Source organism: Coleofasciculus chthonoplastes PCC 7420 (assembly GCF_000155555.1).
Taxonomy (GTDB): domain Bacteria; phylum Cyanobacteriota; class Cyanobacteriia; order Cyanobacteriales; family Coleofasciculaceae; genus Coleofasciculus; species Coleofasciculus chthonoplastes_A.
This window is the reverse complement of the sequence record NZ_DS989869.1, coordinates 1-14,558: the sequence shown is the minus strand read 5'-3', so window position 1 is coordinate 14,558 and position 14,558 is coordinate 1. Positions and strand designations below refer to the sequence as shown.

The window sequence follows — 14,558 nt, the reverse complement described above, 5'->3', positions numbered from 1 at the left end:
CAACCCAAACCATCGAACTTGCCCCTAGCTACGCGATTCCTTTGGTATTGGTTCTGGGCAGTATACCGATTGTGCTGCTCCAAATTAACCCCTACTAACTGGTAGGGAATCACCGTTTTTGTAGGGCGGTGAGGATGTCAAGAATCCAGCTTCTCCCCACTGAGGATAAACATAGGATTAACAGCCGCAAAGATTTGATGAGTCCCTCGGGTTTCCAAGCGATTGATTGAGGATTGCACAACTTCGATATTACGGGCTTGTAACTCAGCCAATCCTTCGGAGAGGGTATAAAGACTCTCTAAATTACTAGCTGTGGCAACAATCCGACCTTGGGGTTCTAAGTAATGCCAGACTGCCTTAAGAATGTCTTTAATCGGGCGTCCTCCCTCAATACAGGCTCTATGGGGTTTTCCTGGTAGATCTTGGAGACATTCAGGTGCAGATCCTTCGATAACGTCAACATTCTCAACACCGAAGCGATCGCAGTTCCGTTGAATCAGGTTCGCTACCTCTTCATCCCGTTCTACCGCCACAATTTTACCGTGAGGAGAAAGTAATCCGGTTTCTACGGCAATTGTACCTGTCCCTGCACCGATATCCCAGAGCAAGGAATGGGATTCTAGGCGCAATGCGGAAATAATCAGTAACCGTACTTCTCGCTTGCTTAGGGGAATACCGGGCAAGCGCTCGAATAAATCATCGGGAATACCAGGAGTGGTATAGTTCCACAGGGGAGAAGACATTTTGTTCGTCCTTGGTCATTAGTCCTTACTGTTGACAACGTTTACACGTTCTAGGCGAGGATCGCTACACCCAGTAATATAGCCGCCCAAGTGCTGAACCTGTCGCAGATAATCCACTGTAGTTGACGCGATCGCCAATCCTGGCATTAAAACCGGAATCCCCGGAGGATAGGGACAAATCCATTCAGCACTAATGTGACCAACGCTTTGGTCTAGAGTTAACCGTTCTTTCGGGGCAAAAAAGGCATCGCGAGGAGACATTGACGGTTCCAGGATTAACCCTGATGTCATTCCCAGTTGGCATAAATTCTGCCTAAAGGAAGCATCAGGACGAGAATAGCGCTGTTGTAAGTCGGTAAAGGCTTGGACTAGCTGCTGAATATCTGCCGCCGTGTTTCCTAAACTCAGAATAAACGTCAGATGCTGGAATGTCGGCAACTCGCCAATTACACCCAACTGCTCACAAAAAATTTCATCGGCTTCAAACCCACTCAACCCTAACTCTGTGACTCTCACCGTCAACCGGGTCGGATCTAGGGTAAAACAGCCCGGAGTATTTGTGGCATCTAACACCGATAATCCTGGAATTTGCTGAATCTGTTCCCTCGCCGCCTCAGCCAGTCTTAGAGTGCGGCTGAGCAGCTTTTCCCCATACAGCACCATTTGTTGTCGTGCGGCGTCTAGAGAGGCTAAGAGGAGGGCGCTGGGACTGGTAGACTGGACAAGCTGTAAAGCTTGACTCAATCGTTCCGGATCAAGGCGATGACCTTTAATATGCAGCATTGAGGCTTGGGTCATCGCCGTCAAAACCTTATGGGTGGACTGTATGGTTAAATCAGCCCCGGCTGACATTGCACTTGGCGGCAAATCCGGGTGAAATCGAAGATGCGCCCCGTGTGCCTCATCAACCAGCAAAGGAATATTGTAATGATGTACCCGTTGGGCGATCGCGTGGATATCGCCGCACACGCCATGATAGGTCGGATACAGTAGCATCACCGCCTTAGCATCCGGATGTTCCTTGAGGGCTTGGCTAACGGCGTCTGGGGTAATACTGTGTGCCAAATCACCAGAGGGATCGGATTCTGGGGTAATAAAAATCGGACTCGCACCAGAAAGAACCAAACCTGCGATCGCGGATTGATGACTATTCCGAGGCAAAATCAGCTTATCTCCTGTACCGCAAGTGGCTAAAATTGCCGCGATTACGCCACAGGTTGAGCCATTCACCAGAAACCACGTTTTATCGGCACCAAACGCCTCCGCTGCTAACGCTTGCGCCTCTTTAATTCCTCCTGAAGGGGCAAATAAGTTATCAAAATCTGGTAATTCGGGAAGATCATGCTCAAAGACTGATTTTCCCCATAGGTTTGCCAGTCTGTCAGATATACCCTTTCCCCGCTTGTGACCTGGGGCGTAGAATGGCGCGTGGGGGTGTCCAGCACAGGCTTGTAAAGCATCGAGTATGGGGATTGTCCTTTGTCCTTTGTCATTCGTCATTTGTCATTCGTCATTTGTCATTCGTCATTTGTCATTTGTCATTCGTCAGTTGTACTATAAAGTATTTGGGTAAAAAATTAGTTAGGTACACAAGGAAGTTCTATGTCGCGATATCGAGGTCCGCGCCTGCGGGTTGTCCGTCGTCTAGGCGATCTGCCCGGTTTGACTCGCAAATCCCCCCGTCGTTCATATCCACCCGGTCAACATGGTCAAGCTCGCCGGAAGCGGTCAGAATATGCGATTCGATTGGAAGAAAAACAGAAACTCCGCTACAACTACGGAGTCACGGAAAAGCAATTGCTTCGCTATGTTCGCAAAGCTCGTCGAGCAACGGGTTCCACGGGTCAAGCCTTGCTAGAACTGCTAGAAATGCGACTGGATAACACCGTGTTTCGCTTAGGCATGGCAGGTACTATCCCGGGTGCGCGTCAACTTGTGAATCATGGTCATGTGATGGTCAATGGTAGGGAAGTGAATATCGCTAGCTATCAATGCCGTCCCGGTGATGTGATCATGGTTAAAGATAATGAACGCTCTCGGCGTTTGGTGGAAAAAAACCTGGAATACCCCGGATTGGCAAATCTACCGAGCCATTTAGAGTTTGACAAGAAAACATTCACGGGTAAGGTCAATGGCATGATTGAGCGTGAGTGGGTTGCCCTGCAAATTAACGAACTGCTGGTGGTTGAGTTCTATTCACGGAAAGCGTAGATTGGTCATTGGTCATTGGTCATTAGTCATTGGTTAATGGTTCATGAGTCCCTAGGTAAAACAAGTTTTGTCATATTGGGTACTGGAAAAAACGATTCAATAACCCCAACTTACTTCGTTGAAGTTGGGGATTTCTGGACAAACAGCAAATGACAAAGAACGAATGACAAATGACAAATGACTATCCACCAATTTGTGACATGGTGCGAGTGTAGTAACCATCAGTACCAGAGTCTCGCTGTTTAAAGTTGATATCTGGTTTAATCGCTAGTAACTGCTGCACTCGCGCTCTTAACTGGGCGAGATCAACACCGCTACGGAGAGCGCTTTTTAAGTCAATCTGACCCGTTTCATTGAGTAAACAGGGACGCAACCAGCCATCGGCAGAGAGGCGCATCCGGTTACAGCGATCGCAAAAACATTCGGACATTTGACTGATGAAGCCGAGAGTCCCCAAAGCATCGGGAATCTGGAAGACATCAGCCGGTCCATTCCCGCGCACATTCGACTCAACTAAGCCCCAGCGATCGCGGATTTGCTGGCGGAGTTCCTCAGAAGGAATCCAGGCGCGATCGCTAAATAATTCAGGATTGCCAATGGGCATAAACTCAATAAAGCGAATGTGCCAATGGCGGTCAAGGGTAAGGGCGGCTAAATCCAGAACTTCTGCATCATTCACTCCTGGAATCACGACTATATTCAATTTCAGGGGATCAAACCCCACCCGATGTGCGGCTTGAATTCCGTTCCAGGTTTGTTGCCAGCGCGATCGCCCCCGATTCCCGATAATGGTGTCAAAGGTGTCAGGATTGAGGGAATCTAAGCTAATATTAATCCGCCGTAATCCAGCATCATACAAGTCTTGTGCCATGCCTGCGAGTAAAAAGGCATTCGTCGTCATGGCTAAATCTTCGGTTTGATCCAGGGCGGCAATTTCTCTCACCAAGTCCACTACCCCTGGACGCAGTAGCGGTTCTCCACCTGTCAGGCGAAACTTTTTAAACCCGACTGGTATAAAAACTTCTTTCAATAGCGTCAGCAGTTCCTCATGGGTGAGGAGTTCCTGTTGCAGGATATAGTCAAGTTCTGACCCTTCCGGCATACAGTAGTGACAGCGGAAGTTGCAACGGTCAATTAGGCTAATCCGGAGATAATCGACTGTGTTCATATTAATTCGCGGCTATCCCCCATCTCTAGGCGGCTACTGTTTCATAATAAGAATCTTTAACTCATCGGAGAGTAAGGATTATGTATTCAATGCATAGATATATATAGCAACCGCCATGGCTGTTAGGACACATCATTTATGTAGAGACGCGCCATGGCGCGTCTCTACAATGGTGCTTCTCAAGGGTAGCGAGTATGACGAATGACGAATGACGATCACCACCGTCAACTTTAACTGTCCCTACCTACTTATGAGAGCAAAACCTAAATTGGCACAATCCTGGGACACATGTCCCGTCAGTGTATGTAACTATTATCAAGTGAACGTTGAGGCGCATCACTCCTATGTTAGGCAAGTTACTAGATGGTCGTTACCAAGTCAACCAAGTCCTCGGTGCAGGAGGATTTGGTCGCACCTACCTGGCACAAGATACCCGGCGTCCAGGTAGCCCGATTTGTGTGGTCAAACACCTTCAGCCCGCGAATCGTGACCCCAATTTCTTAGAAACCGCCCGACGCCTGTTCAACAGCGAAGCGGAAACCCTAGAGGTGCTGGGCAATCACGACCAAATCCCACGCCTGCTTGCCTACTTTGAAGAAGACCAAGAATTTTATCTGGTTCAGGAATATATCGAAGGGCATCCCCTCAGCAAAGAGTTGATACCCGGTCAACCGTGGGATCAGACGCGAGTTGTTGACCTGCTGCAAGAACTCTTAGAGCTTTTAGACTTTGTTCACAACCACGGCGTCATTCACCGGGATATTAAGCCAGATAACCTGATTCGACGGAATTTAGATAAAAAGTTAGTCTTATTAGACTTTGGGGCGGTGAAGCAAATCCGGACTCAATTGGCAAGTCCTCAGGGGCAAATGAGCAATACGGTGGCAGTAGGGACTCCGGGTTATATGTCCAGTGAACAGGCTTTGGGTCAACCGCGTCCCACCAGCGATATTTACGCTTTAGGAATTATCGCTATCCAAGCCATTACAGGTCGTATGCCGGCGGAATTGCAGGAAGATTTAAATACGGGCGAACTGATCTGGCAACATCTTGCCCCTGTGAGTCCAGGGCTAAAACATATTTTGACCCGGATGGTACGCTATCATTTCAAAGACCGTTACCAGTCAGCCACAGAAGCGTTACAAGCCGTGCGATCGCTCATCACCGCTTCTTCGGGTCAGTCTGTTCCGCCGTCTCAACCAACCCCTCACCCCCAGCCCCTCTCCCAACAGGGTACCCTGGCAGTTTCCCCCGCCGCACCCCCGCGAAGACCTACTCCTCCAACTCCTCCGACTCCTCCTCCGCCCCCTGAAGCCGAACCTGAATCTGAACCGAATCGCGCACCATTAATCATTGGTGTGGGTTTAGCTGTAGCTATGGCAGCCGCAGGGATGGCGTATGGCATTCGTCAGGGGATGTCCGGTGGAATGGCACGAGGGACTTGTACAGTAACGGCTCAAGGCTTAAACGTGCGCTCAAATCCCAACGCAGCGATTGTTGGCACAGTTAATAAAGGCACAAAGTTAACCTTAACGGGAACTAAGCAAGGGGATTGGGTGGAAATTCGTTCACCTAAAGCAGGGTGGGTTTTTGGCAAGTATGTCGATTGTTCTACCGTAGATACCATTGCGGAACAACCCGCTAGCCCTACCCCAGTAGAAACCCAACCGAGTCCCACCCCAGTTGAGACAAAACCCAGTCCCAGCCCAGAACCAACCCCAACGCCGGAAAAATCCCCCGTTCAGCCCAAAGATAATGGGGCAGAGGTCTTGACAGAAGCGGCAGAAGAGTATCAACAGGGTAACTTAGATAAAGCGATCGCGGCGGCTCAATCGGTTCTCCCCAGTAGTCCAGCCTTTGAGGATGCTCAAAAGAAAATCGAGACCTGGCAAAAGGAATGGTCAGAAGCAAAAACCAAATTCGATAAGATTCAGCAAGCCTACAATGAAGGTCGCTATGTTGATGTGATCATTTATGCCGCAGACAGCGATTTTCCCGAACAGCGCTATTGGCGAGAAAAGTTGAATGATTTAGTTCGCAAAGCCACCCAACGTAAAAATCAAGGGGATACGAATCAGGAAACCCCACCGTCATCTGAACAGTCAAATCCCCAAAACCCTAAACCTGAAACAAAAGAACCTACTGGAGACAATTCAGTACCAATTTGTGAACCGGAAACCGAAGAAGCCTGTTGATTCCCACGATTTCCAAAAGTACAGTAGATAAAAGTCCCCCTTAAAAAGGGGGATTTAGGGGGATCGACAATGTACCGCATAGCAGAGCAAACTGCTGTAGTGCGTAGTGCTATAAGAAACAGATCAAGAGTAAGCGAAGTTTATCGCAACCGCCATGGCTGTTAGGACACATCATTTATGTAGAGACGTTGCATGCAACGTCTCTACAATGGTGCCGAACTTACCCTCTGATTCTCAATCCGGCAACATTTTAAGCGCCGCCTCTTAATTTATCCAATACGCTGCGATCTTCCAATGTAGACGTATCTCCAGCCACATCCTGACCGGCTGCTAAATTCCGCAACAAACGCCGCATAATTTTACCCGATCGCGTTTTGGGCATTCCCTCTGTAAAGCGAATCTCACCGGGACGGGCAATGGCACCAATTTCGTTAACCACATGTGCCTTGAGTTCGTTTGCCAATTCCTCTGTGGGACTGTAGTCATTCTCCAACATGACAAAGGCAAAAACATTTTCCCCTTTCACTTCATCCGGTTGTCCAACCACAGCCGCTTCTGCTACGGCGGGATGGGAGACTAACGCCGATTCAATTTCCATAGTACCTAGGCGATGTCCAGAGGTATTAATCACATCATCCACGCGCCCCATCACCCAGAAATAGCCATCTTCATCCCGACGCGCACCATCTCCAGCAAAGTAGAGATACTGCCCATCTTTAGGTGCAATATGTTCCCAATAGGTGCGGCGGAAGCGATCCGGATCACCATAAACGGTTCGCATCATTCCGGGCCACGGGTGCTTAATCACCAGATATCCCCCTTGATTGGCTGCAACCGGATTGCCTTCTAAATCGACAATATCTGCCAGAATACCTGGAAACGGTAACGTGGCTGAACCGGGTTTGGTGGGAATCGCACCGGGTAGGGGCGTAATCATAAATCCCCCGGTTTCTGTTTGCCACCAGGTATCGACAATCGGACAACGTTGTCCGCCAATAATTCGGTGATACCACATCCAGGCTTCGGGATTAATTGGTTCACCGACGGTTCCCAAAATTCGTAACGAGGATAAATCGCGGGCTTTGGGATGGTGTTCGCCCATCTTAATTAATGCCCGAATTGCAGTGGGTGCGGTATAGAAAATATTGACGCCATATTTCTCCACCACATCCCACAAACAGCCTGGATTCGACGGACGAGGTGCGCCTTCATACATAACGGTGGTGGCACCATTGGACAGCGGACCATAAACAATGTAGCTGTGACCCGTAATCCAACCCACGTCAGCGGTACACCAGTAAACATCGGTGTCTTTGAGATCAAACGTCCATTTCAGGGTGATATGGGTATAGAGATTATAGCCAGCGGTAGTGTGAACAACGCCTTTGGGTTTCCCGGTTGTGCCAGAGGTGTAGAGAATGAACAGCATATCCTCACTATCCATGGGTTCAGCGGGACAATTCCCTGACACCCCGGCTTGTAAATCATGCCACCAATGATCGCGCCCCGGTTCCATCTGGATTTTCTGTTGGGTACGTTGAACCACAAGAACATTTTCTACCGTGGGTGCGCCGTTATTGGCGAGGGCTTTATCGACTTCTGGTTTCAGGGGAACAATCTTCTCTTTACGCCAGCCACCATCGGCGGTGACGACTACTTTCGCTTGGGCGTCTACTAATCGATCTTTTAAGGCTTCGGAACTAAACCCGCCAAATACCACGGTATGCGGCGCACCAATCCTGGCACAAGCTAGCATCGCGATCGCGGCTTCTGGAATCATGGGCATATAAATCCCCACGCGATCGCCTTTTTTCACACCTAATTGCTTGAGGACATTGGCAAACTGGCAGACTTCCCGGTGCAGTTGGGCATAGGTGAGGGTGCGAGAATCTCCTGGTTCTCCTTCCCAAATCAAGGCGGCTTTATTCCGTCGCCAGGTGGTTAGGTGTCGGTCTAGGCAATTGTAGGCAATATTCGTCTTGCCGCCAACAAACCATTTGGCAAAGGGAGGTTGCCAATCGAGGACTGTATCCCATTTCTGAAACCAGTGCAACTCTTGTTCGGCTAACTCCGCCCAAAATTTCAACGGGTCAGCTTTTGCCTTGTCATAGAGGCGCTGATAGTCCTCCAGACTCTGAATGTGGGCAGTCTGGGAAAATTCAGCCGGGGGTTGGAATAGGCGTTTTTCTTGCAGAACTGATTCAATCGTTGATTCAGGCATAGTTGGCAGTTGTAATCTGTTGCTGTACTCAAACCATTTTGAAGGCAGATTTGCCTGAATGAGCAATTTTGACGTTTTGTAAAGCTTACCGACTCCTCGATAGGGGCGGCATCATTTGTCATTTGTCATAAGCTGTTCGGCATTTAAACCTTAATGTCAATAATGGCGAAAGCCTTGTAGTGCGTTTAGCGAAGCCATGCCGCAGGCTTTGCATCTTGCTCGCTACTAATACCCAATTTAAATGCATGACAGCTTACCCACTGTTTTAACCCATGAATAAGGGCGGGTTTTGTTTCACCGTTATCGGTGATTCAGCTAGTGTTAGTTCCTAAACCCGCCCCGACCAAATACCCACTGTTTTGACCCATGAATAAGGGCGGGTTTTGTTTCACCGTTATCGGTGATTAAGCTAGCGTTAATTCCTAAACCCGCCCCGACAATTGATGCTTTGGCTAGGTTCAGGGCAGGGTTTTTCTTCCCTGTTCCCTGTGATACACCGAGCGAAGTCGAGGTGTTCACTGTTCACTGTCTCTACCCTCATGAGTTCGCCATCTCAACTAAAAACGTGATATGAAAGTCGTTCAACAAACGGTGACATTACTGACGCTGAAAGAACGCCCAATTGGGGTTTGGATATTGAGTGGGTTAACCGCCGCGATCGGATTGCTGATTTTTCTGTCTTCTAATTCATCGATTGATTGGTTCGGATTGGTTTGTATTGGGTTAGCGAATGGGATGATGTTCGGCAGTCCAGTGAAGACATGCCAATTTGATAAACAGGGTAATTGGGTCATATTTCAGCAAAAAGGTTGGTTAGGAACCCAGGTGATCCGCCGTCCAATTGACCAGGTGACTGAGGTACAAGTTGAACAGCTTAACCTATTCGGGCTTCAGTTATATCGGCTGGGTTCGTAGTAGGCACTTTAGTGCCAGAAGCGCTTTAGCGCTTACTACAAACTCTAAAGTCAGTGGCATTTATCCTAAGTCGGGTTAGCAGTCCCCTGTGTTCTGTTCCCTATCCTCACCACAATATTTATTCAGCAACCCCTAAGTAATACTCACGTTTCACTTTTAGCGGATAACTGACAACCAATAGGTTGACCAACTGTCTTTTGCACGTAGTCTAAAATTTCTTGATAAGCGTCTGGATTGGTTTTAGGATGGATAATGAGTCGCACCTTACCATCCGGTAACCAAACTATCAACCGACCGTTCTTCGCCCAAACAAAGGTGCTGATACGATTGAGATCAATCAGATACGTATCGCGCTCATAACTTAATTTAATCCAATGCTGATCCATAGTGGACGGTGGCAACTCTTAGCTGAGTCAGTCGCAATGGGGTGTTCTAAGTCAACACACCAATAGGGAACAAGACAGAGTGTGACAGTGAGATAGGCGATCGCTAACGGTTAAAAGGATACACCAGATGGTCATTGAGTATCTTTTTCAGGTAGAATTTTGATAAAAAAATGGTCATTAGTTCTCATTGCGGAACTAATGACACCTCGTATTGAGCGATCAATTGTTTTGCTAATTACATTTTCCGTTGAAACTCTTCGAGTAAATCCAGCAGATTAACCTGACACTGCATCGGTAGTAAATCCGCTAGGGGAACTTCCCGTTTGCCACCCCCCAGTTTAATCGGAATACTTTGCAAGATTTGCACCACTTGGTCTTCGGAGAGGTTATCCTCTGTCAGCAGGGGATAGAGGCGTTCAGCTAAAGGGGTGTGTAAATGGGCATCCTGTAAGTAAAGATGCCATTTGGCAACATCGATGTATATATTCTCACCAATTTCAGCCGCCAAGGTTTCGATCGCTTCGCTGGTATTCGGGTTAGCCATAATAAATTGAGTAGGACGAACTGGACATTCTCAGTTTATCCTTGAGCAGAGTTAGCCGAATTATCTTGACCTGGTAAAGGAGTATAATCCGCGATCGCAAAGATGTAAACGGCGTGTCCGACTAAAATTAATCCCCAGATCCCCGTTACCCAATACGTCCAAGTCCAATTAGCATACTGGATGGTACGGACAAACCATAAACCCGAATTACACGCCGCAAACACAGCGACATGGACAGCAAAGTTCATTCGGTCATCTAGGCGTCGATACTCAGCATCGCGACGATCAGGTTTGCGGGACCAACGAGGAGGCATAGCAGTTCGTAAGATAGACGTATGAGAATAGGTTATACTATCTAGTATTTTTTTGATAAGGCAATTTTCGAGTATTCCGGTCTCAAGGGATGGCAACAAGACTGGAATGCGGGATGCAAGCCTGACTGGAAACGTTGTCAACTAGCGCGATCGCACCGATTTTACGCTTACCGCCTCAAGCGTTGATGCCTTTGCTGTCATTTGTTCTGGTGAGGGGTAATCAGAGTAGTTTTAGGGGTGATAAAAACAACCAATGAATTAGGAATTGGGGTTTATTAATTTGAATTTCATCGTGTTCCCTTCCTCCGATAAGATGAGTTGACGTGAATGTTGCTCAGAAATTCTCTGATGCGATCGCACATATAGCACTAAGTAAATGGACACAATTAAAGTTAACCGTGGAGATTAGGGAACAGGCAACAGGCAACAGGGAACAGTAAGGATTTGAGAGTGATTTACAAAAAATGACCAATGACACGACAACCCCACGACCAATTTGCCAAACAGTATCTGGAAGAATTATTAGCACCTCTGGGTACAGTAGAAACCAGCCGCGATGTACTCAGCGAAGTTCGCCAGGTTGATGTTTGCTTTATACCTGCACCCTCACCCTCCCCAGAATCCGAGACTCTAGGATTACTGGGTAAAATGGCAGCAACCACTTGTTTATTTGAACCGTTTCGCAATGCACCTACCCCAGTAGAAGTGCGAAGTTGCATGTTTAAATTGTATTCTGTGGAAGCTGAACTTTTACGCAAGGCGCGACGGGAGAGACGTTCTCTATCAGAAGATGAGTCACCCCGTTTATGGATACTGTCCCCCTCTTGTTCTCAACGGTTACTCAACGGGTTTGGTGCCAACCTGAATCAGTCTGAGAATTGGGGAGAAGGCGTTTACTTCTTACCGGAGTTTCAGAGAACCGTACTGGTGTCGATCAACCAATTACCCGTAAGTCAAGATACACTTTGGTTAAGAGTATTAGGAAAAAGGAGAACACAGCAACAAGCAATTGATGAGTTAGTCGGGTTACCCCAAGAGAACCCACAACGGCGCAATATCCTGGAAATACTAGCCAATTGGCGCATCAATGTGGACAGTAGTGAAAGGTTAAGTAATGCAGATCGGGAGTTAATTATGAACTTATCACCAGCGTATTTGAAATGGCGGGAAGAGGCTGTATCAGAAGGCAGACAAGAAGGCAGACAAGAAGGCAGACAAGAAGGGATTCGGGAAGAACGACGGCAAATGGTGGAAAACTTTCTCAGAGTAAGGTTTGGTGAGATTGATGCCGAATTAGAAGCGATCATCGCACCGATGTTACAGTTAACACCACAAGTGTTGACTCGTCTGCTGTTTAACCTTTCTAAGGAAGAGTTATTACTGTGGTTTGGCGAGGGTTCTGGGGTAGAAGAGAGATTCGGCGAAGGGAAGCGAGAAAAGGTGGAAAACGTGCTGAGAGTGCGGTTTGGTGAGGTTGATCAGGAATTAGCCGACAAAATCGCATCCATGTTAGAGTTACCCCATCAAGAGTTGACTCCTTTGCTGTTGACGCTTTCTCGTCAGGAATTATTAGAACGGTTTGCCAGGTAGGGATAAATCCCTGGATAGGTGAAAATGGGGACGTAGAGACGCGCCATGGCGCGTCTCTACATTGCATAACCTCAACCTCGTAAGACATAGAGGGTAGTGAAGGCGCACTCAACCCAAACGTGAAGGTAAACTGATGCATTACCAAAAGCCAACAGAAAAACGTCAAACCTATTTTCTCAAGCCACCCTTAACGTCTCGGCAATGGTTGGTTTATTCCTGCCATGCTGTAATCACCATCTTCAGCAGCATTTTCATCGTCGCGGTGGGACAAGATCCGGTGTTATCCCTACCAAAACGCGCTGGAGAGACAGCGCCGATAAAGATCGCCCAAACTGACAAACGCGCTGAAGCCGAAAGACTGTATGAGGAGGGATTGCAACTGTTTCAACAAGGAACAGCCGAATCCCTGCAACAAGCGATCGAAAAATGGGAAATAGCGCTTCCTTTGTGGCGTGAAGTGGGGGATCAATCACAAGAAGCTTGGCTAAATCTGGTACTGGGCAGAACTCATGATTTATTAGGATTCAAGCAAAAAGCGCTAGATTATTATAATCAAGCCTTACCTCTCTATCAAAAACTCGAAGATCGCGCCCTTGAAGCAACAACCCTGCATAATATTGGTGCTGTCTATGATGACTTAGGAGAAAAACAACAGGCATTGGAGTACTATCAACAGGCTTTACCCTTAAGGCGGGCTGTAGGCGATCGCGTCGGGGAAGCAACAACTCTAAATAATATTGGTCTTGTTTATTCAGATTTAGGAGAAAAACAACAAGCATTAGAGTACTTCCAACAGGCTTTACTCTTATCTCAGGCTTTGGGCGATCGCGCATCAGAAGCAGGAATCCTGAATAATATTGGTGGTGTCTATGCTGACTTAGGAGAAAAACAACAGGCATTGGAGTACTTGCAACAGGCTTTACCTTTATCCCATGCTGTGGGTGATCATGCCCTTGAAGCACAAACCCTGACTAATATTGGTCAGGTCTATTATGACTTAGGAGAAAAACAACAGGCATTGGAGTACTTCCAACAGGCTTTACTCTTATCTCAGGCTTTGGGCGATCGCGCATCAGAAGCAGCCACCCTGCGTAATATTAGTCGTGTCTATAATGCCTTAGGAGAAAAACAACAGGCATTGGAGTACTATCAACAGGCTTTACCTTTATCCCAGGCTCTGGGTGATCGCACTGGGGAAGCAACAACTCTGAATAATATTGGTGCTGTCTATTCTGATTTAGGAGAAAAACAACAGGCATTGGAGTACTATCAACAGGCTTTACCTTTATCCCAGGCTCTGGGTGATCGCACTAGGGAAGCAGCAACTCTGAATAATATTGGTTTGGTCTATTCTGATTTAGGAGAAAAACAACAGGCATTGGAGTACTATCAACAGGCTTTACCCTTAAGGCGGGCTGTAGGTGATCGCACTGGGGAAGCAATAACCCTGAATAATATTGGTGATGTCTATTCAGACTTAGGAGAGAAACAACGGGCATTAGATTACTTCCAACAGGCTTTACCTTTATCCCAAGCTGTAGGCGATCGCGCATCAGAAGCAGCAACTCTGAATAATATTGGTCGTGTCTATTCTGATTTAGGAGAGAAACAACAGGCATTAGAGTACTTGCAACAGGCTTTATCTTTATCCCAGGCTGTGGGCGATCGCGCTGGGGAAGCAACAATCCTCTCTAATATTGGTGGTGTCTATAATGCCTTAGGAGAAAAACAACAGGCATTAGAGTACTTGCAACAGGCTTTACCCTTATCCCAGGCTGTAGGCGATCGCGCTGGGGAAGCAGCTACCCTCTCTAATATTGGTTTGGTCTATTCTGATTTAGGAGAGAAACAACAGGCATTAGAGTACTTGCAACAGGCTTTACCCTTATCCCAGGCTGTAGGTGATCGCGCATCAGAAGCAATGACTTTGAATAATATTGGTGGTGTCTATGGTCAATTAGGAGAAAAACAACAGGCATTAGAGTACTTGCAACAGGCTTTATCTTTATCCCAGGCTGTAGGCGATCGCGCTGGGGAAGCAATGACTTTGAATAATATTGGTGGTGTCTATGCTGAATTAGGAGAAAAACAACAGGCATTAGAGTACTTGCAACAGGCTTTATCTTTATCCCAGGCTGTGGGCGATCGCGCTGGGGAAGCAAGAATCCTCTCTAATATTGGTGGTGTCTATAATGCCTTAGGAGAAAAACAACAGGCATTAGAGTACTATCAACAGGCTTTACCCTTATCCCAGGCTGTAGGCGATCGCGC

13 protein-coding genes are annotated in these 14,558 nt (G+C 47.4%); 5 read left to right on the top strand and 8 right to left on the bottom strand.

The genetic code is table 11. The features are described from left to right. Nucleotides 1–137: 137 nt before the first annotated feature. Together cbiT and MC7420_RS29305 are read right to left on the bottom strand one after the other, a co-directional pair. On the bottom strand, nucleotides 138–743 hold the full coding sequence (cbiT, locus tag MC7420_RS29310; RefSeq protein WP_006105245.1) for a precorrin-6Y C5,15-methyltransferase subunit CbiT: 606 nt from the start codon (nucleotides 741–743) through the stop codon (nucleotides 138–140). Between the two features lie 18 nt (nucleotides 744–761). After that, nucleotides 762–2,243 carry an aminotransferase class I/II-fold pyridoxal phosphate-dependent enzyme gene (locus MC7420_RS29305; RefSeq protein ID WP_006105268.1) on the bottom strand — a complete coding sequence of 494 codons (1,482 nt, stop codon included), beginning with the start codon at nucleotides 2,241–2,243 and terminating at the stop codon, nucleotides 762–764. Nucleotides 2,244–2,345: 102 nt separating this feature from the next. On the opposite strand from MC7420_RS29305, the gene rpsD reads away from it, so the two are divergent. Next, a complete protein-coding gene (rpsD, locus tag MC7420_RS29300; RefSeq protein ID WP_006105298.1) occupies nucleotides 2,346–2,954 on the top strand; it encodes a 30S ribosomal protein S4 in 609 nt (202 codons plus the stop codon). 181 nt (nucleotides 2,955–3,135) lie between these two features. On the opposite strand, the gene moaA is transcribed toward rpsD, so the two are convergent. After that, nucleotides 3,136–4,122, bottom strand: coding sequence for a GTP 3',8-cyclase MoaA (gene moaA / locus MC7420_RS29295; RefSeq protein ID WP_044210470.1), 987 nt, complete (start codon nucleotides 4,120–4,122; stop codon nucleotides 3,136–3,138). A gap of 344 nt (nucleotides 4,123–4,466) precedes the next feature. Between moaA and MC7420_RS29290 the strand changes: the two genes are divergently transcribed. Next, on the top strand, nucleotides 4,467–6,317 hold the full coding sequence (locus MC7420_RS29290; protein WP_006105303.1) for a protein kinase domain-containing protein: 1,851 nt from the start codon (nucleotides 4,467–4,469) through the stop codon (nucleotides 6,315–6,317). Between the two features lie 250 nt (nucleotides 6,318–6,567). On the opposite strand, the gene acs is transcribed toward MC7420_RS29290, so the two are convergent. Together acs and MC7420_RS29280 are read right to left on the bottom strand one after the other, a co-directional pair. Further along, nucleotides 6,568–8,538 carry an acetate--CoA ligase gene (gene acs, locus MC7420_RS29285; protein WP_006105262.1) on the bottom strand — a complete coding sequence of 657 codons (1,971 nt, stop codon included), beginning with the start codon at nucleotides 8,536–8,538 and terminating at the stop codon, nucleotides 6,568–6,570. Nucleotides 8,539–8,859: 321 nt separating this feature from the next. Continuing rightward, nucleotides 8,860–9,057: a hypothetical protein gene (locus MC7420_RS29280; protein ID WP_006105313.1), complete on the bottom strand. Its 198-nt coding sequence runs from the start codon at nucleotides 9,055–9,057 to the stop codon at nucleotides 8,860–8,862. A 51-nt stretch (nucleotides 9,058–9,108) separates the two neighbouring features. Between MC7420_RS29280 and MC7420_RS29275 the strand changes: the two genes are divergently transcribed. Then, nucleotides 9,109–9,453, top strand: a complete 345-nt coding sequence (locus tag MC7420_RS29275; protein ID WP_006105325.1) for a hypothetical protein — start codon at nucleotides 9,109–9,111, stop codon at nucleotides 9,451–9,453. A gap of 143 nt (nucleotides 9,454–9,596) precedes the next feature. Here MC7420_RS29275 and MC7420_RS29270 read toward each other — a convergent pair whose 3' ends face one another. The 3 genes from MC7420_RS29270 to MC7420_RS29260 all read right to left on the bottom strand — a co-directional run bounded on the left by MC7420_RS29270 (nucleotide 9,597) and on the right by MC7420_RS29260 (nucleotide 10,697). Beyond that, entirely contained in the window at nucleotides 9,597–9,839 is a 243-nt protein-coding gene (locus MC7420_RS29270) for a hypothetical protein (RefSeq protein ID WP_006105274.1), read from the bottom strand. 235 nt (nucleotides 9,840–10,074) lie between these two features. Next, a complete protein-coding gene (locus MC7420_RS29265; protein ID WP_006105246.1) occupies nucleotides 10,075–10,383 on the bottom strand; it encodes a DUF3181 family protein in 309 nt (102 codons plus the stop codon). Nucleotides 10,384–10,418: 35 nt separating this feature from the next. After that, the gene (locus MC7420_RS29260; RefSeq protein WP_006105270.1) at nucleotides 10,419–10,697 is read right to left on the bottom strand and encodes a 2TM domain-containing protein; all 279 of its coding nucleotides are present in this window, start codon (nucleotides 10,695–10,697) and stop codon (nucleotides 10,419–10,421) included. A 471-nt stretch (nucleotides 10,698–11,168) separates the two neighbouring features. Between MC7420_RS29260 and MC7420_RS29255 the strand changes: the two genes are divergently transcribed. Continuing rightward, a complete protein-coding gene (locus tag MC7420_RS29255; RefSeq protein ID WP_006105305.1) occupies nucleotides 11,169–12,287 on the top strand; it encodes a hypothetical protein in 1,119 nt (372 codons plus the stop codon). A 133-nt stretch (nucleotides 12,288–12,420) separates the two neighbouring features. After that, nucleotides 12,421–14,558: tetratricopeptide repeat protein (locus MC7420_RS29250; protein ID WP_006105265.1), on the top strand; the 2,138-nt coding region annotated here is incomplete at its 3' end.

Excerpts from the sequence above, each read along its gene's own strand:
- cbiT (WP_006105245.1), bottom strand. The coding sequence starts at position 743 with ATGTCTTCTCCCCTGTGGAACTATACCACTCCTGGTATTCCCGATGAT.
- MC7420_RS29305 (WP_006105268.1), bottom strand. The coding sequence starts at position 2,243 with ATGACGAATGACAAAGGACAAAGGACAATCCCCATACTCGATGCTTTA.
- rpsD (WP_006105298.1), top strand. The coding sequence starts at position 2,346 with ATGTCGCGATATCGAGGTCCGCGCCTGCGGGTTGTCCGTCGTCTAGGC.
- moaA (WP_044210470.1), bottom strand. The coding sequence starts at position 4,122 with ATGAACACAGTCGATTATCTCCGGATTAGCCTAATTGACCGTTGCAAC.
- MC7420_RS29290 (WP_006105303.1), top strand. The coding sequence starts at position 4,467 with ATGTTAGGCAAGTTACTAGATGGTCGTTACCAAGTCAACCAAGTCCTC.
- acs (WP_006105262.1), bottom strand. The coding sequence starts at position 8,538 with ATGCCTGAATCAACGATTGAATCAGTTCTGCAAGAAAAACGCCTATTC.
- MC7420_RS29275 (WP_006105325.1), top strand. The coding sequence starts at position 9,109 with ATGAAAGTCGTTCAACAAACGGTGACATTACTGACGCTGAAAGAACGC.
- MC7420_RS29270 (WP_006105274.1), bottom strand. The coding sequence starts at position 9,839 with ATGGATCAGCATTGGATTAAATTAAGTTATGAGCGCGATACGTATCTG.
- MC7420_RS29265 (WP_006105246.1), bottom strand. The coding sequence starts at position 10,383 with ATGGCTAACCCGAATACCAGCGAAGCGATCGAAACCTTGGCGGCTGAA.
- MC7420_RS29260 (WP_006105270.1), bottom strand. The coding sequence starts at position 10,697 with ATGCCTCCTCGTTGGTCCCGCAAACCTGATCGTCGCGATGCTGAGTAT.
- MC7420_RS29255 (WP_006105305.1), top strand. The coding sequence starts at position 11,169 with ATGACACGACAACCCCACGACCAATTTGCCAAACAGTATCTGGAAGAA.